The sequence below is a fragment of the Achromobacter sp. GD03932 genome, from assembly GCF_029839485.1.
Taxonomy (GTDB): Bacteria; Pseudomonadota; Gammaproteobacteria; order Burkholderiales; family Burkholderiaceae_B; genus Achromobacter; species Achromobacter bronchisepticus_A.
In genome coordinates this window covers 158,184-179,259 of the sequence record NZ_JAOCAT010000004.1, presented here as the reverse complement: position 1 = coordinate 179,259, position 21,076 = coordinate 158,184, and the positions used below count along the sequence as shown (strand labels likewise).

Genomic DNA, 21,076 nt, shown 5'->3' with positions numbered 1-21,076 from the left:
GCCGAACCTACACTGGCCCGGTTGACGAGCCGGGCGTCCGTTTCATTCCTATACCCATCCCGGCAGGAGACCTACATGTCAGACCTGCGTCTGCGGCCGCGCCGCGCCGTGTTGTTTTCCCTGCTGGCCTTGTGCGCCGGCATGTCCGCTCCCGCCCTGGCCGCCGACGCCTACCCCGACAAGCCCATCCGCATGATCGTGCCGTACCCGCCCGGAGGCGCGACCGACGTCATCGGCCGCGTGCTGGCGCAGGAGCTGACCGGCGCGCTGGGCCAGTCGGTGATCGTGGAGAACCGGGCGGGCGCCGCCGGCAACATCGGCGCCGACCAGGTCGCCAAGGCGCAGCCCGACGGCTACACGCTGCTGATGGGCGCGCTGACCAGCCATTCCATCAACGCCGCCCTGTACCGCGGCCGCGTCACCTATGACGTGGAGAAGAGCTTCGCGCCGGTGTCCATCGTGGGCACGGTGCCGCTGGTGTTCGTGGTGAATCCGTCGGTGCAGGCGAAAACGCTGGCCGAGTTCATCGCGCTGGCCAAGTCCAAGCCCGGCTACATCACCATGGGTTCTGCCGGCAACGGTTCGCCGCAGCATCTGGCCGCCGAAATGTTCAAGCGCACCGCTGGCGTGGAAGTGCTGCACGTGCCCTACAAGGGTAGCGGCCCGGCCATGACCGACCTGATGGGCGGGCAGGTGCTCAGCATGATCGAAACCGTGCCCGCGGCGCAGGGCAGCATCAAGGCCGGCAAGCTGCGCGCGCTGGCGGTGACGTCGGCGCAACGGGTGGACGCGCTGCCGGACGTGCCGACCGCGGCCGAAGCCGGCCTGAAGGATTTCGAGGTCAGTTCGATGTTCGGGATCGTGGCGCCGGCCAATACCCCGGCGCCGGTGATCGAGCGTTTGAATGGCGAGCTGAAGAAGATCCTGGCCAAGCCGGAAGTCCAGGCCTCGCTGCTGAACCAGGGCGCCATCGCCACCTGGACCACGCCGGCCGACGCCGGCGCCCGCGTGTCGGCCGAGCTGGCGCGTTGGACCAAGGTCATCGACGAAGCGGGCGTGAAGGGGGATTAATACCCCTAAAGTTGTGGCTATACGTCACACGCCGGAAGTTCCGCCGGGAACCTCCGGCGATTTTGTTTGTGCGCACGCTCGCGAAAGACGCAACAAGGCTTGCGCGCAAACTGAGGAATACGCACTGAAAAAAGGGTGCATGCAAAGTTTTGCGCTATGAACCGCCAAAAGGGACGCAATAAACCGCAATAAAGCTCTCGCGAGATTGTATACAGTGGTTGACCCCGAATAGACTAGGCCGTAATGTAGTTTGCGGGCCTTCCCAGGACGGCAGAAGGGGGATAACAATGACAGACGACCAGGACGAAAAGTCGATTCTGTACACGCATTTCGGAACGCATAGTCCGTATTGGCGTCTGTCCGCCGATAGCGACGCGTTCGAACTTGCAGCAGTCAAGGGCGCAGCCAATATCGCGATGGCATTGCGCCCGGAACAAGCCGAGACGATACGCAGCCTGACGGGCATCACGTCCAGCGTGCGCATCGACATCTCGCTGTACGGCGACATGCTCAGGCTCCACCTGGTGGGCCGCAAGATCAATCCCAACGAATGGGCCGGCACCGCGTCCGCCCATTCCGACACTGAATCCGTAGCCAAGGATCTGGTCGAAGGCCTGTCGTTTGCCGAGACCGTGGTGTCCGAGGCCAACTCGGTCATCGTCATCGTCGACCAGAACGGCCGGGTGCAGCGCTTCAACAAGCTCAGCGAGGAATACACCGGCAAGCGCGAGCAGGACATCATCGGCCGCAGCGTGTTCGAGATGTTCATGACGCGCGAAGAGGCGATCGCCTCGCGCCGCAATATCGCCGAGTTCTACAAGCGAGGGCAATCCTACGAGGCCGAGCGCCTCATCAATACGGTCAAGGGGCCGCGCCTCTTCCTGTTCCGCAACAAGTTCGTCACCAGCGGCAGCGGCGAAAAGCGCGTCTACCTGATCTGCTCGGGCACCGACATCACCGAGGAACGCCAGGCGCAGGAGCGCCTGCGGGTGCTGGCCAATACCGACATGCTGACCAACCTGCCCAACCGCCACGCGATCACGACGCGGCTGAAGGCGGCGCTGGCGGCGGGCGAGGACGGGCGGGGCGGCGTGCTGTTCCTGGACTTGGACAATTTCAAGCGCATCAACGATCACTACGGCCACGGCTTCGGCGACCGTCTGTTGAAGTCGGTGGCGGTCGCGATCTCGTCCTGCCTCGCCGAAGGCCAGACCCTGGCGCGGCTGGGCGGGGACGAATTCATCGTGCTGCACGAGGCCGCGCAGACCTGGGAGCTGGAGGCGACCGCCCAGCGCATCATCGAACGGCTGCGCGAGCCTTTCCGCCAGGGGCTGATCGAGGTCTACACCAGTTGCTCCATCGGCATCGCCATGTATCCGGAGCACGGCGCCGACCTGGACAGCGTGGTGCGCAGCGCCGACATCGCCATGTATGTGGCCAAGGAAGCGGGGCGCCATACCTACCGCGTGTTCCAGCCCGAGATGGACCGCCGCAACGCGGACTACGTCTGGCTGGACACCAATCTGCGCAAGGCGCTGGCCGAAGACCATCTGATGCTGTACTACCAGCCCAAGCTGGCCGGCCGCAATGGCGAGGTCGACGGGGTCGAAGCCCTGGTGCGCTGGCGTTCGCCGGAACGCGGCATGGTCGGCCCCGCCGTCTTCATTCCGTACGCCGAGGAGTCGGGCCTGATCTCGCCGCTGGGCGTATGGGTCATGCGTGAAGCGGCCAGGCAGGCCGCGGCCTGGAAGCGCGACGGCCTGAACATCCGCATCGCCATCAATATGTCGGCGCGGCAGTTGAATGACAACGGCGTGGTCAGCGACTTCATGCGCGCCATCAACGACGCCAGCCTGGATCCCTGCCTGCTGGACATCGAACTGACCGAAAGCTGCCTGATCGACGACGAAGGCGCCGCCATCGAACTGATCAAGCAGTTCCGCCAACTTGGCGCGCGGGTCCATCTGGACGACTTCGGCACCGGCTATTCCTCGTTGTCGCAGCTGGCCCGCATTCCGCTGGACGCGATCAAGCTGGACGCCAGCTTCGTGCGCGGCGTCAACGAGAACCCGGTGTCGCAGGCGCTGGCGCGCGCCATCGTCGCGGTGGCGCGCACGCTGGAGCTCAAGGTGATCGCCGAGGGCGTGGAAACGACCGAAGAAGCCGTGTTCGTCGACACCCTGGGCGTGGACGCCAAACAGGGCTACCTGTACGCCAAGCCCATGCCGGCGGCGGAGTTCACCGCCTGGCTGGCTCAGCGCCGCCGGCTGCATCTCATTGCCTGACGCAGCCGGCAGCGCCTTACCGCATCAATGCATGGTGGCTTCCAGCGCGGACTCCGCGCTGGAAGAACTGCGGCGGTTCTGCGCCATCACCAGGCGCTCCATGTAGGCGCGGTCCTTCGGGTCGATCGAGAACGCGGCTTCGACCCAATCTTCGGTAATGTCCATCAGCTCCGAGCGCGACAGGCTCAGCACGCGCTGGCGCGCGCGCAGCATGGCGCGCATGCCGTTGAGCTTGGGCCGCATCACGTCGATGAAGGTGCGCGTGGCCTTGTAGGCGTCGCCCGGCTCGAACAGCACGTCGACCAGGCCGCGGCCATGGAACCATTCGGCGGTGTGGGATTCGCCCGTGCCTATCAGTTCTTCGGCCAGCTTCATGCCCGAGCGCCGCGCCACCAGCGAGTAGCCGCCCATGCCAGGGAAGAGGTTGAACGCCATTTCAGGAAAACCCATGCGGGCGGTGTTCTGCGCCAGCACGAAGTGGTGCGCCAACGCGGCCTCGAAGCCGCCGCCCAGGGCGGTGCCTTCGATCATCGCCAGCGAGATCGCGCCAGTGTCGAAGCCGCGGGTGGCGGCATGCACGCAATCCACGCAAGCCCGGGCGTACGCCCGCAGCGCTTCGCGCTTGCCGGTGCGTATGGCTTCCGCGAAGAAATTCAGATCGCCGCCCACGTTGTAGATCTGAGGAACGAGCGAGCCGGTGACCCAGAAGTCGATCGGCAGGCCAGAGTCCTTGGCGGCGCGCGCCAGGGTCATGATCTCGTCGATCAGTTCATGGTTGAAGCACGGACGCGGTTGAGCGCGCAGCATCATCCACATGACCCGACGTCCCTCCTCGTAGAACGCCGAGAGCTGCTTCAGGTTGCCGGCGGCGGTGAAGGGGTGGCAATCCGGATGAATGAGTTGATTCATTTACTTTCGTCCAATTGATCAAGGTGAGTCGGAGTACTACGGGATCAGCCTAATACAGACCTTCCGGCTCTCGTCTCATGCAAAACTCGTCCAGCTGGCCAGACTTGTCCGTAAGTCAAAGGCCCGAGTGATCAACGGAGAAACGCGATGAGCGGACGCAGCCGCTCAACCCATCAGGCGATGGGGGCATGGGTAAAACGGATGAGGGGTACACGCAATTTCGCGGCTATCGGGGCGATGCGCCGCGCGTGCGCCGAAGTCGGCGCGCTCATGCGTAGGGATGAGGGATGGCGCGGCCGGGCGGCCGCGCGCGGGCTTGGGTTTTGCGGTGCTGGAATGCGCCAGGTCAGGCGACGCCGCCGTTGGCGCGAAGGATCTGGCCGTTGACCCAGCCCGCCTCGGGGCCCGCCAGGAACGACACCACGTTGGCGATGTCATCGGGCTGGCCCAGGCGCTCCAGCGGCGGCATCTTGGCATAGTGCTCGATCAGCTCGGGGCTCTTGCCGTTGAGGAAGAGGTCGGTGGCGACGGGGCCGGGCGCCACCGCGTTGACGGTGATGCGGCGGCCGCGCAATTCCTTGGCGAACACCTGGGTGAGGCTTTCCACCGCCGCCTTGCTGGCGATGTAGACGGAGTAGTTCGGCAGGTTGAGTGCGATGGTGGTGCTGGACACGTTGACGATGCTGCCGCCGTCGGCCAGCCGCGTGGCGGCTTCGCGCAGCGTGTTGAAGGTGCCGCGGGTGTTGATGCCGAAGGTCTGGTCGTAGAGCTCGTCGCTGGTTTCGGCCAGCGGCACCATCTTCAGGATGCCGGCGCTGTTGACCAGCACGTCGATGCGCCCCAGCTCCGCTTCCACGTGGTCGAACATGGCGCGTACCTGGTCCGACCGCGACACGTCGGCGCGCACGGCCAGGGCGCGGCCGCCCGCCGCGCGGATGTCATCGGCCAGGGTTGCGGCCTCGGCGGCGCTGGAGGCGTAGTTGATGGCGACGGCGTGGCCGTCGCGCGCCAGGCGGCGGACGATGGCGGCGCCTATGCCGCGCGATCCGCCGGTGACGAGCGCGATGCGTTGCGTGGCCTGGGTGTTCATGTCGTATCTCCGGTTGGATTGGGGGGTGAGGCGTATCTTGAACTATTCCAGAAGAAAGATAATTACTCTATATTCGCTAACATAATTTCATATGCATTAATAATAGGTGAGTGACGATGGACCGGTTCCAGGAAATGCTGGTGTTCGTGCGCATCGCCGAAAGGCGCAGCTTTTCCAAGGCCGCCGAGGACCTGCAGATTCCGCGCCCCACGGTCACCAACCTGGTCAAGCGGATGGAAGCGCGCCTGGGGGCGCGGCTGCTTGAACGCACCACGCGCCAGGTGCGGCTGACCCATGACGGCGAGGCCCACTACCAGCGCTGCGTGCGGCTCCTGGCGGATCTGGAAGAGGCCGACGGCGCGTTCCTGGACACCTCGCCCAAGGGCCTGCTGCGCGTCAACGCGCAGGGCACGCTGGCCAGGTTCTTCGTCATGCCCGGACTGCCGGCCTTCCTGGAACGCTATCCGGACATCGTGCTGCAGCTGGGCGAGGACGACCGGCTGGTGGACCTGGTGCGCGAAGGCGTGGATTGCGTGCTGCGTACCGGCACGCTGCAGGATTCTTCGCTGGTGGGACGCCAGATCGCGCTGATGCCGCAAGTCACGGTGGCCAGCCCCGCCTATCTGGCGCGCTACGGCGAGCCGCGGCGGCTGGAAGACCTGGAAGGCCACCGGGCGGTGGACTACCTGTCCAGCGCCACGGGGCGCAGCCTGCCGCTGGATTTCACGGTCGATGGCAAGAACGTGCAGGTGCGCCCCAGGGCCGTGGTCAGCGTGACCGGCGCGGAGCTCTACACCAGCGCCGCGCTGGCCGGACTGGGATTGGTGCAGGTGCCGCGCTACCGCGTCGAGCGCGAGCTGGCGGCGGGCGAGCTGAAGATCGTGCTGCCCGGCGCGCCGCCCGCGCCCATGCCCGTGTCGGTGCTGTATCCGCAGAACCGCCAGGTGTCGGCGCGGGTGCGCGTCTTCACGCAATGGCTGGCAGAGGTCATCGCCGCCGGCCTGGCTCAGACGATGCCGGTCAGGTAGTACACCGCGATCGCCAGGAAGACCGAAGCGGTCGATATCAACGTGATGGCGAAGATGTCGCCGTAGGACTGGCGGTGCGTCAGGCCCGTGACCGCCAGCAGCGTGATGACCGCGCCGTTGTGCGGCAGCGTGTCCATGCCGCCGCTGGCCATGGCGGCGATGCGGTGCAGCACCTCCATGGGGATGCCCGCCGCGTGGGCGCTGTCGACGAAGGTCTGCGCCATGGCCGCCAGCGCGATGCTCATGCCGCCCGAGGCCGAACCGGTGATGCCGGCCAGCGAGGTCACGGCCACCGCCTCGCCCACCAGCGGGTCGGGGATGGCCTTGAGCGCGTCGGCCACCAGCAGGAAGCCGGGCAGGGCGGCAATCACGCCGCCAAAGCCGTATTCCGCCGCCGTGTTCATCGACGCCAGCAACGCGCCCGACACTGCGTTCTTGCTGCCTTCGGCGAAGTGCGCCTTGATGCCGCGGAACGAGAACAGCAGGATGGTGACGATGCCTGCGATCAGCGCGCCCATCACCGCCCACAGCGCCACCTGGTCTTCGGCATTGACGGGCATGGGCTTGGGCAGGCCGGGCAGCGCGACTTCGGAGCCGGCCGGATACCAGCCCGGTATCCAGCGCGTCAGCAGGTAGTTGACGACGCCCACCACCACCAGCGGCAGCAGGGCGACCAGCGGATGGTGCTCGCGTTCATTGGGCGGCGTGACCGGTTCGTTGCGCAGGTCGGTGCCGTAGGTCTCGCCGGCGGCCGCCGCGCGCTTGCGCCGCCACTCCAGATAGGCGATGCCGGCGGTCAGCGTGAAGCAGGCGCCGATCAGGCCCAGCCAGGGCGCGGCCCAGGTGGTCGTTTCGAAGAAGGTGGTGGGGATGATGTTCTGGATCTGCGGCGTGCCGGGCAGGGCGGTCATGGTGAAGGTGAACGCGCCCAGGGCGATCGCGCCCGGCATCAGCCGCTTCGGGATGCCGCCCTGGCGGAACATCTCGGCCGCGAACGGATAGACCGCGAACACCACCACGAACAGCGACACGCCGCCGTAGGTCAGCACCGCGCAGACCAGCACGATGGCCATGATGGCGCGTTCGGCGCCGATCAGGCGCAGCACCGCCTGCACGATGGCGCGCGAGAAGCCCGACAGCTCGATCAGCTTGCCGAACACGGCGCCCAGCAAGAACACGGGGAAGTAGAGCTTGGCGAAGCCCGCCATGCGCTCCATGAAGATGCCCGAGAACACGGGCGCCAGCGCCGACGGGTCGGTCAGCAGCACCGCGCCCATGGCCGCGATGGGCGCGCACAGGATCACGCTATAGCCTCGATACGCCGCCAGCATCAGGAACGCCAGCGCCGCCACCACGATGAACAATCCGGTCATTCGGTACTCCGGGAATGAAGAGATAAGGGGTGTGGGGCTACACCTTACCGCATCAAACCGGATACCTTGTTTGCAACGGCCGGGATTCAGCGATCCAGCAGCGCCTGCGCCTGGCGGGCGATATCCAGGTCGATCGCGGCGTCCTCGCCTCCACCCATGAACCAGGCGGCGGACAGGCCACACCAGGCCAGGATCCATTGCAGCAGCCGGCGGCGCTCCAGGCCGGATTGCGCCACGACAAGTTCCAGCCGCCGCTCGAAGCGTCCAGGCACAATGGCGACGGGCGGGATCGGATCCGCCAGGTCCGGGTTGCAGAAGATGTTGGCGTAGTCGAAGGCGCGCTCGCCGTGCAGGCGCTTGGGGTCGATGACCAGCCAGCCGCGCTCGCCGAAGTCCAGGATGTTGTCGTGGTGCACGTCGCCGTGCAGCACTGTCGGGTCGCGCGGACTGTCGAGCAGGGCGCGGGCGTGGCGCGCGCTGTGCGCCAGGATGCCGCCTTGCGCCTGCGCCATGGGCCACAGTTCCTCGAACCATTCTTCCAGCGGACGCAGCGCGGGCAGCGGCCGGGCGCGCGGCGCGTGCAGATCCTGCAGCACGCCGCAGATGATGCGGGTGGCCTCGTCGTCGCGCCCATTGCGGGCGTAGTCGGCCAGCGAGCGCGTGCCGGTGGCCCGCTCCAGCAGGATGGCTGCGTCGTCGTGCACCAGCACGCGCGCGGCGCCCTGGCCGTCCCACCAGCGCATCAGCACGCCGCCTTGCTTTTCGTCTTCTTCGTGCGAGACCTTGAGCATGGCGGGTTGGCCGCGATGGCGCACGGGCAGCAATTGGGCGGCGCGCGTGATGATGGGAGCGCCGTCGGGGGTCAGTTGCCAGCGGGAAAGGTAGGTGTCGAACATGGGCTTGCAGGGAGTGCTGGGACGGACCTCTATAGTAGAACCCGGCGCGGCATGGCCTGCGTCGCGCGCTGCCGCGGCAGCAATGCCGTAATTGCCGCCGCCAGCGCATTGCCTGCCGCGCTGGCGACGATGGGCAGCAGATAGGAGCCGCTGAGGTCGTACGCATGGCCCGCCGCCACCGGGCCGATCAGCGTGCCGAACGCCACGCTGGTGTAGAGCGCGCCGATGATGCCGCTGACGTGGCGGCCGCCGAAGTAATCCATGACCACCGCCGGCATCAAGGCCACCCAGCCGCCGTAGAACGCGCCGAACACCAGCGCGAACAGCGCCAGCGTCCAGAACTGGCCGCAAGTGCCCCATAGCGCCAGCGACGCCGCCATGCCGCCATACATCGTGGCGAGCGAGGCGCGCCGGCCCAGCCGGTCGGCCAGCGAACCCAGCAGGAACCGGCCCGCCGTGCTGCCCACGCCGACCATGCCCAGCAGCAGCACGGCCCGTCCCGGCGCGATGCCGTGATCCAGGGCATAGGGGATGAGATGCACGAAGGGCACGAAGACGCCGAAGGCGCCGGCCATGGCTGCCAGGTACAGCAGCAGGAAGACCCTGCTGCGGATGGCGGCGAGCACCGGCACGCCGGCAGGCGCGGATGCAGGAGCCGCGCGGACGGGGCGCGCGGCGTCGCCATCGGGCTGCAGTCCCCGGTCTTGCGGAGAATTTTCAACCCAGCGCGCCGCGGCGCAGCCCAGCACCGCCACGGCGGCGGCCAGCGCCAGATAGGCGGCGCGCCAGCCCCACAGGTCGATCAAGGCAGAGGCGAGCGGCGGCACCAGCAGCGTGCCCACGCCGATGCCGCTGACCGCCAGCCCCGAGGCCAGCCCGCGCCGGCGCAGGAACCAGCGCTGCACCGCGCCTACCACCGGCACGTAGGCGCAGCCCACGCCCAGCCCGACGCCCAAGCCGTAGGCCAGGTAGATCTGCATCATGCTCTGCGCGGCGCTGGCAAGCGCCAGGCCCAGCGCCACCAGCAGCATGCCTATCCAGGCCATGCGGCGCGAGCCGTAGCGGTCCGCCAGCGGACCGCTGACGACGCCAAAACCGAAGTAGAGGAACCCCGCCAGCGAGAACACCAGCGACACTGCGCCGCGCGTGGCCGAGAAGTCGCGTTGCAAGGCGTCGACGAAGGCGCTGAAGGAATAGGCGCTGCCAAAGCCCAGCAAGGTGATGGCGAAGGCCGCGGCCACCACCCGCCAGCCTTGGAAGATCGCGCTGGCGCCGTGTTGCGCATGCAGGTTCATCGTCGGCCTCACAGCGCCGGCCGGCGCAGATGCCAGCTTGTCGCCGCCTGGAACGCGGCGCCCAGCCGGAACAGCACGGATTCGTCCAGATGGGCCGCCACCAGTTGCATGCCCATGGGCATGCCGGCTTCGCACTGCCCGGCGGGCAGCGTCAGGCAGGGATGACCCGTCATGTCGAACACGCAGGTGTAGCGTTGCAGCGCTTCGACCAGTCCGGGCTGCAGACCCAGGACGCTGATGGCTTCGAGCGTGAGCGGCGCCATGGGCTGCACCGGCGTCAGCAGCGCATCGACCCGGCCGAGCAAGGCATCGACCTTGCCTCGCGTGGCCATGCGGCGCAACAGGATGCGCTGGTATTCGAGGCCGGAGAGCGCGCTTCCCGCTTCGATCACGCCGGCCAGCACCGGTCCGTACTCCGCCTTGCGGGATGGATAGGTGCCGGCGTGCGCAACCGCCGCCTCGACCGCGCAGAGCGGCGCCCAGTCGCGCACGGCCTGCGCCGCGTCCTCGATGGGGAACTGCAGCGGCACCAAGGCCGCGCCCAGCTGTTCGAAGACCCGCATTGCCGTTTCCATCATGCGCTGAGTCCGCGCATCGACGTTGCCGTGGTTCCAGTTCACATCCACGCCGATCCGCAGGCCGGCGACCGGAACGGCGGCCTCCAGGGTGTAGCGCGGCACGGGCGCTTGCAGCGCGGTCGGATCCTTCGCATCGGGGCCGGCTATCGCTTCCAGCAGCGCCGCGGCGTCGGCCGCGCTGCGCGCGATGACGCCGGCGTGATCCAGCGAGGCCGCCAGTTCGAACACGCCGTGGCGGCTGACGCGGCCCCAGGTCGGCTTGATGCCGGTCAGCCCCGCGGCCGCGCAAGGCCAGCGGATGGAACCGCCGGTGTCCGAGGCGGTCGCGCCGAAGCACAGGCCGGCGGCCGTCGCCACCGCCGATCCGCTGGATGAGATGCCGATCCAGTAATCCGCGTGCCAGGGATTGCGCGGCGGCGCGACGTCGGGGTGATGGTCGGAGTACGCGCCTTCGGTCATTTGCAGTTGCCCCAGCAGCACGGCGCCCGCGTCGCGCAGGCGGCGGGCTACCGTGGCGTCATGGTCGGCGGGCACGCCGCGGTGAATCGCGGTGCCGGCAGCCGTCGGCACGCCCTTGCGCCGGAACAGGTCCTTCAGCGCGAGGGGGACGCCATGCAGGGGGCCGCGGTAGCGCCCCTGGCGTATTTCGTTTTCGGCGGCCTGCGCTTCCTGCAGCGCGGAGGCCGCGGTTACATGGGCATAACTGCGCAGGTCGCCGTCCAGCGCTTCGATGCGCCGTAGTTGCGCGCGCGTGATCTCCACCGGCGAGACCTCGCCCGACCGGATCAGGGCGGCGAGCGCCAGCAGGTCGAGGTGGTGCAGGTCGGCGGCCTTGATGTCTTCCGTATAGTTCATCTATTCTTTATCCATCTTGTACATGTCACAGACCCGATCAAGTTAATGTCTGTATGGCGTGGGTACAAACCATGATTTCTATTCGATTTGAATTAGAAAAACTAAATCATTAAATTCTTCGAACATGACCACTCCGCGACTGCCTCCGCTCAACGCGCTGCGCGCCTTCGAAGCTGCCGCCCGCCATCTGTCGGTGAAGGACGCGGCGCAGGAACTGTGCGTGACGCCCGGGGCGGTCAGCCAGATGATCAAGTCGCTGGAGCAGCATCTGGGCGTGGCCCTGTTCCTGCGCGTAAACCGCGGCATCCAGCTGACGGACGCCGGTCACGGTTTCCTGCCGCCGGTGCGCAACGCCTTCCGCCAGATCCTGGCCGCGTCCGCCCGCGTTGCCCAACCGCCCGAAAGCCGCGTGCTCACCGTCAGCACCACCGCGTTCTTCGCGTCGGCCTGGCTGATCCCCCGGCTGCACGAGTTCCAAGCCCGCCATCCGGAGATCGATCTGCAGCTCGTCACCAGCAACGCGTTGGCGGCTTTCGGCCGGGACGGCGCGGACATCGCCATCCGCCACGGACTGGGCCGCTATGCGGGACTGCAAAGCGAACACCTGCTGACCGTGGAAGTGGTGCCGGTGGCATCGGCTGCTTTGGTAACCAAGCTGGGCATGCCGGCCGGTGTGCGGGATTTGCTGCGCTGGCCGCGTGTGCACGATGAAGCGCGCAACGGCTGGCAACTGTGGTTCGCGACCCAGGGCGTGGAGGACGCGGGCATGCCTAGAGGCCCCGCTTTCGATGATGGCAGCCTGTTGCTGCAGGCCGTGGCCGCGGGCCAGGGGGCGGGCCTGCTGCCCGTGGCGATGGTGCAGGACGACGTGGCGGCCGGACGTCTGGTCCGGCTGGCCGGCGACGCCTGGCTGGATGAGTTCGGCTACTACCTTGTGTGGCCGGGCAGGGGCGCCATGCCGGAGAAGGCGCGGGTGTTTCGCGATTGGCTGCTGGAAAGCGGCCTGGGGGCGCCTGCCTGAAGCGCTACGGCGCGGCGGACGACAGCGCCGCGGCCTTGCGCGCCAGTTCGGCCACGCCGAAGCTGGTCGCGAGCGAATGATCTTCCAATGCTTCCAGCGGCACCCAGCGGGCGTCGGCGGCGTCGTCGCCCGCCACCGGTTCGCCGGATTGCCAGCGGCACAGCACCGCGATCAGGATGAAGTGGCGGCGCAGCGCGCCCGCGTCGTCGCGGTCGTAGACGTCCACCGCGTCGAACACCTGCAGCGGTAGCGCGCGCACGCCGGTTTCCTCCAGCAGTTCACGCGCGGCGGCGGCAAGCACGCCTTCGCCCGCGTCGATCTTGCCGCCGGGAAAGGCCCAGCGGCCCTGGTCGGGCGGGTTGGCGCGTTGCACCAGCAGCACGCGGCCGTCGCGCACGACGGCGGCGATGGTGGCGGCGATGGGACGTTGGGGCGGGGGCGCGGTCATGCGGGGTTCCTTTGCGCAGCTGGGGGCCGGGTATGCCAGGGTACGCCAAGCCGGGCTTAGCGCAAATCCCCGTGGTGCCGGACCGGCCCCTGGTGCACACTGTCAGCCGCGCCGCATGAGCGCATCGAAAAGGGGGCGGGAGGGCAGCATGGATACACCGGACCGGCAGTTGCGCTATTTCTTGCGCATCGCGGAACTCAAATCGCTATCGCGCGCGGCGGAAGACCTGGACCAGACCCAGTCCGGGCTGAGCCGGCAACTGGCGGCGTTGGAAGCCCACGTGGGCAAGCCGCTGTTCGTGCGCACCGGCCGCGGAGTCGAGCTGACCGAGGCGGGCGCGCGGCTGTTCGACGGCATCCAGCCCGCGTACAAGAACATCGACCGGGTGCTGGAGGCCGTGCGCCAGCGCGAAGGCGTGACGCAGGGCACAGTCCGGCTGGCTACCGTGCATACGCTCAGTTACTACTTCATGGCCGAGGTGGTGGCCAGTTTCGTCAGCAGCCATGAACACGTGAACCTGTCCGTGATGGGCCGCAGTTCGCCCGAGGTGGTGGCGCTGGTGGAAAGCGGCAAGGCGGACGTGGGCTTTGTCTACGACGCGGCGGTCGCCTCGGACAACCTGGCGTCGGCCACGCTGTTCGACGACGACATGTGCCTGATCGTGCGCGGCGACGTGGAACTGCCGGACGACGTCGACCTGGCCGGCATGGACCTGCGGCTGGTGGGCTTTCCACCGCACTACGCGCTGCGCAAGATGATCCATAGCGCGGGGCTGGAGCCGGAGTTCGTGGCCGAGGCCGAAACCATAGACGCCATGCTCAAGCTGGTGTCCTCGGGCGTGGGCGCCTGTATCCTGCCGTCCCGCATCCCCGACAAGCTGCTGACCGAATACGGCCTGCGCAAGGTCCGGGTCCAGAGCCCCATCTTGCGGCGCCGCGTGGTCGCCATCACCTTGGCCAACCGCCAGCCTTTGCCGCTGGTGAGCGAACTGCTGGCCGTCGCCCACCGCATCGCGCTGCAGTAGCGGAGCCGGCAGGCTCGAATAGCAGCTATGACCCTGGCTGCATGGCTGTATCGCGGCTGGCTTTCCATACTGTGCATACCTCGCGCGGCGTCCGGTGGCGCCGATGACGCGGGCATTACACAGGGGAAGACATGAGCACCGCATTAAGAGAGAAATCCTATTTCGACTCCCGCGCCACGCAGGAAATGGCGCAGCATCTGCGCGCTGTGCCGCGCAGCATCCAGGAAACCATGGCCTATGCCTGTCGCATCCTGGCCATGACCGAGCAGGAAGCCGGGCTGGCCGGCCAGATCAGCGTGCGCTCGCAGCGTCCGGGCGCCTACTGGACCTTGCGCTTCGGGCTGGGCTTTGACGAAGCCACGCCGGCCGATTTCATCGAAGTCGACCGCGACCTGCACACGCTGACGGGGGAAGGCATGGCCAACCCGGCCACGCGTTTTCATCTGTGGGTGTACGAGGCGCGGCCCGACGTGCAGTCCATCATCCACACGCATTCGCCCTGGGCCTCGGCGCTGGCCGCGGCGCGCCAGCCGCTGGTGATCTCGCAGATGGACATGACGCCGCTGCACGACGACTGCGCCTTCCTGGGGGAATGGCCGGGCGTGCCGATCGCGGACCAGGAAGGGGTGATCATCTCCGGCGCGCTGGGTAAAAAGCGCGCCATCATCCTGGCGCATCACGGCTACCTGACGGCCGGCGTTTCGTGCGAAGAGGCGACCTACCTGTCGGTCTACCTGGAGCGCGCGGCGCGCATGCAGATCCGCGCGCAGGCCTTCGGTCCGCTGACGCCGGTCGATGACGCGCTGGCGCGCGAAGCCCACGACTATCTGCTCAAGCCCTCGATCGTCAACGCGACGTTCAATTACTGGGCTCGGCAGACGCATGGCATTGCGCCCTTGCCGCTGCCCGCCGCCTGATACGCGCAGCTCCATTCTTCCAGCACTTTTTTCGGGGAGTCATGATGATGACGACCAAGCCTGCGGCTGCGCGCTCGCGCCGCGATTACGTGACGGCCGGACTGGCCAGCATGATGGGCACCACCATCGAGTGGTACGACTTTTTTCTCTACGGCACCGCTGCCGCGCTGATCTTCAACAAAATCTTCTTTCCGTCCTTCGACCCGTTGACGGGCACGCTGGCGGCGTTCGCCACCTATTCCGTGGGCTTTTTCGCGCGGCCGCTGGGCGGCGTGATCTTCGGCCATTACGGCGACAAGATCGGCCGCAAATCCATGCTGCTCATCACCCTGTTGCTGATGGGCGTGCCCACCATCCTGATCGGGTTGATCCCTTCGTATGAGCAGATCGGCTACTGGGCCGCAGTGCTGCTGGTGCTGATGCGCTTCCTGCAAGGCATCGCCGTCGGCGGCGAGTGGGGCGGGGCGGTGCTGATGGCGGTGGAGCACGCGCCGGACGGCAAGAAGGGCTTTTTCGGCAGCCTGCCGCAGGCCGGCGTGGCGCCGGGCCTGATCCTGTCGTCGCTGGCGATGGGAGCGGTCGCCAGCCTGCCCGAGGCCGACATGCTGGCCTGGGGCTGGCGCCTGCCGTTCCTGGCCAGCGTGGTGTTGCTGCTGGTGGGCTGGTTCATCCGGGTCAAGGTGGCCGAGTCGCCCGACTTCGAGCAGATGAAGGAGAAGGGCGCCAAGGTCGAGGTGCCGGTGGCGGAAGTCCTGAAGCACCATCGCCGCGCGCTGCTGGTGGTGGTGGGCGCCAGGCTGGCGGAGGTGACCTGGTTCTACACCGTGGTGACCTTCTCGCTGGCCTACGCCACGGGCACCCTGGGCATCGCGCGCTCGGTGATGCTGGATGCCACGATCTGGGGCGCGGCCGTGGCGCTGTTCACCATGCCGCTGTTCGGCATGCTGGGCGACAAGATCGGCCACAAGTGGGTATTCATGGTTGGCACCCTGGGCATCCTGGCCTGCGCGCCGGTGTTCTTCCATCTGCTGGGCACGCGGGACACGGGGTGGATCATCCTGGCGGTTTGCCTGGCGGTCGGCCTGGTCTACGCTTGCCTCTACGGGCCCGAAGGCACCTTGTTCTCCAGCCAGTTTCCGGCCGAGGTGCGCTACACCGGCATTTCGCTGGCGGTGCAGGTGTCCGGCGCCATCGGCGGCGGCCTGGCGCCCATCGTGGCGACCTGGCTGCTGGCCAAGGGCGGGGGCGATCCGCAGTACGTGGTGTGGTACTTGAGCATTCTCGGTGTGATCGCCTTGTTCAGCGCCTGGCTGATGCGCAGCGAGGCGCCTGCGGTTGCGGCCCTGCGGGTGCCTGCCCGCGCCAACCTGAGAACGCCATGATTGAGGACGCCATGAAGACCATCGACTACTACTTCTGGATGAACTCCGACTGGGCCTACCTCGGCGCCGACAGGCTGGAGGCGCTGGCGGCCCGGCAGCAGGCGCGGATCCGCTATCTGCCGGTGGACCTGCCCGAGGTCTATGCCCGCACCGGCGGCATCCTGCTGGGCCTGCGCGCGCCCGAGCGCCAGGCTTACCGCGTGACGGAGCTGGCGCGCTGGTGCCGCAAGCTGGACATCCACGTCAATCCGCAGCCGGCCTACATGTGCCCGGATGCCAGCCTGGCTTCGCGCATCGTGATCGCGGCCGACCACGCCGGCCTGCCGGTGGCGGCGCTGTACAAGGCCATCCTGAAAGCGGAGTGGTGCGACGAGCAGGACATCTCCGACGAAGCCACCCTGCGCGCCATCCTGCGGCAGCAGGGGCTGGACGCCTCGGCATTGCTGACCGCGGCGGACGAGCCCGGCATCGAGGCCGTCTACCGCCGCAACACCAACGACGCGGTCGCGGCCGGGGTGTTCGGATCGCCTTCGTATGTGTACCGGGGCGAGGTGTTCTGGGGCCAGGACCGGTTGGAGATGCTGGAGGAGGCCGTGGCGGCGTAAGCGGGATGGCGGCCCCGGCGGGCGTCAGCGCGCCGTACCAGCCGCCGCCGGCTGCTGTTGCCTGGAGTGGGCCAGGAAATCGGCCGCGACGACGATGTCTTCGTCGTTGCGGCGGTCTTCCTTCATGTAGGGGATGCGCTCGCGGAAGTCACGCCGCAGCGCGCCGGTGCCTGTCCCTGTGACGAAATCGGGATGCTTGGCCACGCGCAGGTCCACAGCCTGGGCGGCATGCATCAGCTCCACTGCCAGCAGCGTGGTCAGCCGGTCGATCTGAGCGGCCACCCTGCGGCCCGTGGCGGGGGCGTTGGTCCCCACGTCCTCGATGTTGCCGGCCTGGGGCTGCACATCGGTCGCGATCGGCAGCGCCAGTACCCGTATCTCGGCGGCAAGCGACGAGACGGTCTTCTGGATCGGGCCATATCCGATTGCGCCATTCCCCGGACTGAGAAACCGCGGCAGCCCTGTGAACGCGGTATCGGTCAACCGAAGCGTGCGCTGCGCCGACAACTGGGCCACCTGTGACAGGGCCACGCCCATGCTCTGCAAGGGCAGCGCCCAGGCGCTGGGATCGAATCCGGCGTTGGGCAGCACGGCGCCCTGGACCGGGCCCTGCGTGACGTAGAACTGCAATTCATAAGGCTGGGCATCCATTGCGGGCCGGGCATCCAGCGCCACGGTAGGGTTGTCGTCGGAACTGTTGATCTGCAGCAGCAGTTGCCGTTGCAGCAGCTCCAGCATGTCCCGGGCGGCTCCATGGGCCTGGCTCACGGTGCGAAAGCTCAACGGATCCTGCAGCGCGCGTTGCGGGTCCTGCCGCCACAGGGAGCTGCCATGCAACAGCGTGAGGATGTGTTTGGCCGTGCTTACCTGCCCGTCATAGGGGCGTTGGGCCTGGGACGCGGACAGCAGCGGGGCGAGGTTGCCGTCCAGCCCTTCGAGCGACAACGCGGCGACCGCATCGGCCTGAGAGAGCAGCCTGGCGGTGTCCAGCGCCGCCAGCGACGCGATGGCGGCGCCATACGCATTGGAACTGACGATGGCCAGCGCGTCCTTGCCGAAAGCTTGTACCGGCGTCAGCCCCGCCTGGCGTAATGCCTGAGACGCGGGCAGGCGCTGACCGCCGTAGTAGGCCTGGCCTTCGCCCATCATCGCCAACCCGATCTGCGGAAGAATCGTGATGTCGGCCTGGCCGACCGAGCCTTCGCCGAACATGACGGGGGTCACGCCGCGGTTGAGGAATTCAGCGTACTGGCGCAGCACCGCCGGCTGCAATCCGGCGCCGCCGAACAAGGCCGTGTTCAGCCGGATGAGCATCGCGGCCCGGGTGACTTCCTGGGGCGCCTCGCTGCCGTAGGCGGCGCTATGCGAGCGCAGCAGGTTGCGGTTGAACTGCTCCGACAGCTTGCGGACCTCGGGCGAAATTTCGCCTCCCTGGAAAATGGTCTGGTCCTTGTTCAGCCCCACACCGCGGTTCAGTCCGTACACGGGGCGGTCCAGCCGCGCATACGCCAGCAGCAGTTCATAGGAGCGTTCCGCCCGCCGCATCGCCTCGTCGGCCACGGCCACGCGGCAGCCTAGTCTGGCCACGGATTCGATCTGCGCCAGGGTCAGCGAGCGGCCGTCCAGCTCGATTGGCGCGCAGCTGGCTGCGGTGGCGGCCAATGGCCAGAGCAAGGCGCCGAGCAGGGCGGCGGCGCCCAGGGACTGGCGGATGGGCGTGTCACACGGACGGGAAGGGGAGGACGGCGAGTTCAGCATGGGCATTGCGACTCCTGGCATGACGGAAGTTAGGGACGCGACGATCCCGCGGTCCGACTGGCGGACCGCGGAAGAATGCGTGCAAAGAGCTTGGGTCGGGCGCTAGGGACCTAGGGGTAGGCGCAGCAGGTCCTGCCCCAGCACTACCGGTCCCTGGAAGGTCTGCCGCGCCTGGAGCCAATGCTCCGCCGGGGCGTCGCCCGGGACCAGGTGCGACAGCACCAGCGTCTTGACGCCGGCGCGGGTGGCGACTTCACCAACCTGTTGCGGCGTGGTGTGGGCTTCCAGCAGTTGCTTGGCCAGGGCTTGCTGGCGGGCATCCCAGGGCTTGGCGCCGACGATATGGTCGACCCAGGCCGGATCGATCGCCTCATGCACCAGGAAGTCCGCGCCGCGGGCCAGCTTGATCAGGTTTTCGCTGACCGCGGTATCGCCGGAGAACACCACCGAGCCCGCCTTGGTGTCGAAACGGTAGGCGAAATTGGGATACACCAGCCCATGCGGAACCAGGATGGCGCTGACCTTGACGCGCTCGTCCTGCCAGACGGGAAACGGATCCATCGGCGGGGCCGGGTCGGTGTTGGGATCCTTGACCACGCCGTTCGGAACTTCGATGTCGTGCGCCTGGAAGAACTGCCGGACGTCCGGCACGCCTTCGCTGCGTACCCGTATGTTCAGATCGGCCGACATGCCGGCAATGACCGATTCGACCAGGTCGCGAGTCCCCGCGGAAGGATTCTCCGCATGGATCACGGGGTCGTCCTTCATGCCGGGCGCAAGCGGCGGCAACGCGCCGCGCCGGCCAGGTCCGTAAATCTGCATCGATGCCTTGGCGCGGCGGCGGGCGCTGGGGTCATACATGAGCAGGTTGGCCAGATCGATGATGTGGTCGGTATGCAGATGCGTCAGGAAGACGGCCTGCTCCGTGCCGGGCTTGACGCCCGCGCGGCGCAACTGGCGATAGGCGCCCGAGCCCAGGTCGACGACGTAGGCCTTGCCGTCCACCAGCACGGCCGAGGAAATCCCGTGCGGCGAGTCATCCCCGTACCAGGTCGGGCCGCCGGCGACCCCCAGCAGCACCAGCTCGGCCGGGGCGGACGGTTCAGCCGCGAGCGGCGCCGAACAAAAGCCGGCCAGGGCCAGGGCGGCGGCTGCGATCCATGTCTTGCGCGCGTCAAACATGGCGGCCCTGCGGCAACAGGGTCAGCGCCACCAGCGCGACCACGCAGGCGCCCATCACGTAGAGCGCGGGCGCAAACGCCACGCCCGTGGTGTAAGTGATCCAGGTAAGAATGGCGGGCGCGAATCCGCCCAGCACCGTGACCGCCGTGTTGTACGACAGGGACATGCCCGAAGACCGGACTGACGTGGGAAACACTTCCGACAAGGCCGCGGGGGCCACGCCGACGTACATCGCCACCATCAGGCAGAACAGCGACTGCACCACGATGAGCGCGCCCAGGGTGTGCGTCGCCTTCAGCCACATCATCAGCGGGTAGACGGCGATCAGCAGGAGCAGCGCCGCTGCGCGCAGCACGGTGCGGCGGCCATAGCGGTCCGACAGCGTGCCGGAGAATACGCAACCCCCGATCAGGAACAGATTGCCCACGAGCGCTGCCGTGAAGGCCTGTGAACTGGAGAATCCCAGCGATTTCTGCACATAGATGGGCATGAAAATGATCAGCGCGTAGGGGCCGACCGCCCACAGCACCGACATGCACAGGCCGGTCAGAAGTTCCTTCGGGTAGTCGCGCAGGACCGCCAGCAGCGGCGCCTTGACGTGGTCGCCCTGGCGCTGCTGGCGCGCCTGTTCTTCGCGGAAATGCGGCGTTTCGTCCAGCGCCCGGCGCATCCACAGGCCCACCGGCGCGATCGCGAGTCCGATGATGAACGGCACGCGCCAGCCCCATTCGCCCACCTGTTGTTCGGTCAGCAGCGTGGTGACCAGAGTCGCCACCAGCGCGCCCAGCAGGTTGGAAATGCCCATGCTGGCCTGCAGCCACGAAGCATACTGGCCGCGCTTGCCCTCCGGCGCATGCTCGACCAGGAAGGCGGTGGCGCCGCCGACCTCGCCGCCGGCAGAGAAACCTTGCAGCACGCGGCCGCAGACGATCAGCAGCGGGGCGCCCACGCCGATCGCGGCATACGGCGGAGCTGCCGCGATCAGCAGCGTGCCCACGGCCATCAGCATGATGGTCAGGGTCAACGCCGCCTTGCGCCCGGCGCGGTCGCCATAGGAGCCCAGCACCAGCGCGCCCAGCGGCCGCACCACGAAGCCCAGGCCGAAGGCCAGGAAGGAGGCCATCAATTGCACGGTGGGATCGGCGTTATGGAAGAAGTTCTGCCCGATGTAGACCGCGAACAGGGCATAGACGGTGAAGTCATACCATTCGAGGGCATTGCCGGCCGATGCGGCGATCACCGCCTTGCGGCCGCTGCGCTCCTGTGACGCGGACTGGTGCAACGGACGGCCGGGTGGAGCCCCGGCTCCCGGATTGATCGTGATGTCTTTCATTTCTTTCCCCTGGAATCATGCGCGCT

Annotated in this window: 18 protein-coding genes; 8 read left to right on the top strand and 10 right to left on the bottom strand. The window is 67.5% G+C overall.

Annotation, left to right across the window (positions count from 1 at the left end; all coding sequences use genetic code 11):
• Positions 1-75 precede the first annotated feature (75 nt).
• On the top strand, positions 76-1,071 hold the full coding sequence (locus tag N5C88_RS05585; protein WP_059378475.1) for a tripartite tricarboxylate transporter substrate binding protein: 996 nt from the start codon (positions 76-78) through the stop codon (positions 1,069-1,071).
• 287 nt (positions 1,072-1,358) lie between these two features.
• Positions 1,359-3,356: a cyclic di-GMP phosphodiesterase gene (gene pdeR / locus N5C88_RS05580; protein ID WP_280014924.1), complete on the top strand. Its 1,998-nt coding sequence runs from the start codon at positions 1,359-1,361 to the stop codon at positions 3,354-3,356.
• A gap of 24 nt (positions 3,357-3,380) precedes the next feature.
• Here pdeR and N5C88_RS05575 read toward each other — a convergent pair whose 3' ends face one another.
• Together N5C88_RS05575 and N5C88_RS05570 are read right to left on the bottom strand one after the other, a co-directional pair.
• Positions 3,381-4,265: a crotonase/enoyl-CoA hydratase family protein gene (locus tag N5C88_RS05575; RefSeq protein WP_054459094.1), complete on the bottom strand. Its 885-nt coding sequence runs from the start codon at positions 4,263-4,265 to the stop codon at positions 3,381-3,383.
• Between the two features lie 346 nt (positions 4,266-4,611).
• Entirely contained in the window at positions 4,612-5,355 is a 744-nt protein-coding gene (locus tag N5C88_RS05570; protein ID WP_280014923.1) for an SDR family oxidoreductase, read from the bottom strand.
• Positions 5,356-5,471: 116 nt separating this feature from the next.
• Here N5C88_RS05570 and N5C88_RS05565 point away from each other — a divergent pair, with 116 nt between their 5' ends.
• Positions 5,472-6,383 carry a LysR family transcriptional regulator gene (locus tag N5C88_RS05565; RefSeq protein WP_251880681.1) on the top strand — a complete coding sequence of 304 codons (912 nt, stop codon included), beginning with the start codon at positions 5,472-5,474 and terminating at the stop codon, positions 6,381-6,383.
• Here N5C88_RS05565 and N5C88_RS05560 read toward each other — a convergent pair.
• The 4 genes from N5C88_RS05560 to N5C88_RS05545 all read right to left on the bottom strand — a co-directional run bounded on the left by N5C88_RS05560 (position 6,362) and on the right by N5C88_RS05545 (position 11,380).
• The gene (locus tag N5C88_RS05560; RefSeq protein WP_280014921.1) at positions 6,362-7,756 is read right to left on the bottom strand and encodes a GntP family permease; all 1,395 of its coding nucleotides are present in this window, start codon (positions 7,754-7,756) and stop codon (positions 6,362-6,364) included. The two genes, N5C88_RS05565 and N5C88_RS05560, sit on opposite strands and share 22 nt — an antisense overlap.
• 86 nt (positions 7,757-7,842) lie before the next feature.
• Positions 7,843-8,652: an aminoglycoside phosphotransferase family protein gene (locus tag N5C88_RS05555; RefSeq protein ID WP_280014920.1), complete on the bottom strand. Its 810-nt coding sequence runs from the start codon at positions 8,650-8,652 to the stop codon at positions 7,843-7,845.
• 29 nt (positions 8,653-8,681) lie between these two features.
• Complete coding sequence (locus N5C88_RS05550; RefSeq protein WP_280014919.1) at positions 8,682-9,947, bottom strand: MFS transporter; 1,266 nt, start codon at positions 9,945-9,947, stop codon at positions 8,682-8,684.
• Positions 9,948-9,955: 8 nt separating this feature from the next.
• Positions 9,956-11,380, bottom strand: coding sequence for an amidase (locus N5C88_RS05545; RefSeq protein WP_280014918.1), 1,425 nt, complete (start codon positions 11,378-11,380; stop codon positions 9,956-9,958).
• A gap of 124 nt (positions 11,381-11,504) precedes the next feature.
• Between N5C88_RS05545 and gcvA the strand changes: the two genes are divergently transcribed.
• Entirely contained in the window at positions 11,505-12,401 is an 897-nt protein-coding gene (gene gcvA / locus N5C88_RS05540; RefSeq protein ID WP_251880675.1) for a transcriptional regulator GcvA, read from the top strand.
• A gap of 4 nt (positions 12,402-12,405) precedes the next feature.
• Here gcvA and N5C88_RS05535 read toward each other — a convergent pair whose 3' ends face one another.
• Positions 12,406-12,849 carry an NUDIX hydrolase gene (locus N5C88_RS05535; protein WP_280014917.1) on the bottom strand — a complete coding sequence of 148 codons (444 nt, stop codon included), beginning with the start codon at positions 12,847-12,849 and terminating at the stop codon, positions 12,406-12,408.
• Between the two features lie 148 nt (positions 12,850-12,997).
• Here N5C88_RS05535 and N5C88_RS05530 point away from each other — a divergent pair, with 148 nt between their 5' ends.
• The 4 genes from N5C88_RS05530 (at position 12,998) to N5C88_RS05515 (ending at position 16,777) form a co-directional block, all read left to right on the top strand.
• A complete protein-coding gene (locus tag N5C88_RS05530) occupies positions 12,998-13,873 on the top strand; it encodes a LysR family transcriptional regulator (protein WP_059378492.1) in 876 nt (291 codons plus the stop codon).
• A gap of 131 nt (positions 13,874-14,004) precedes the next feature.
• Entirely contained in the window at positions 14,005-14,790 is a 786-nt protein-coding gene (locus N5C88_RS05525; RefSeq protein ID WP_059378493.1) for an aldolase, read from the top strand.
• A 44-nt stretch (positions 14,791-14,834) separates the two neighbouring features.
• Complete coding sequence (locus N5C88_RS05520; protein ID WP_118933899.1) at positions 14,835-16,172, top strand: MFS transporter; 1,338 nt, start codon at positions 14,835-14,837, stop codon at positions 16,170-16,172.
• 11 nt (positions 16,173-16,183) lie between these two features.
• Complete coding sequence (locus tag N5C88_RS05515) at positions 16,184-16,777, top strand: 2-hydroxychromene-2-carboxylate isomerase (RefSeq protein ID WP_280014974.1); 594 nt, start codon at positions 16,184-16,186, stop codon at positions 16,775-16,777.
• 24 nt (positions 16,778-16,801) lie between these two features.
• Here the strand turns inward: N5C88_RS05515 and N5C88_RS05510 are convergent, their stop codons facing one another.
• The 3 genes from N5C88_RS05510 to N5C88_RS05500 form a co-directional block, all read right to left on the bottom strand.
• Positions 16,802-18,541, bottom strand: coding sequence for an aromatic amino acid lyase (locus tag N5C88_RS05510; protein WP_280014916.1), 1,740 nt, complete (start codon positions 18,539-18,541; stop codon positions 16,802-16,804).
• A 96-nt stretch (positions 18,542-18,637) separates the two neighbouring features.
• Positions 18,638-19,717, bottom strand: a complete 1,080-nt coding sequence (locus N5C88_RS05505) for an MBL fold metallo-hydrolase (protein WP_280014915.1) — start codon at positions 19,715-19,717, stop codon at positions 18,638-18,640.
• On the bottom strand, positions 19,710-21,050 hold the full coding sequence (locus N5C88_RS05500) for an MFS transporter (RefSeq protein ID WP_280014914.1): 1,341 nt from the start codon (positions 21,048-21,050) through the stop codon (positions 19,710-19,712). Before N5C88_RS05500 ends, N5C88_RS05505 begins: the two co-directional genes overlap by 8 nt.
• Positions 21,051-21,076: the final 26 nt, after the last annotated feature.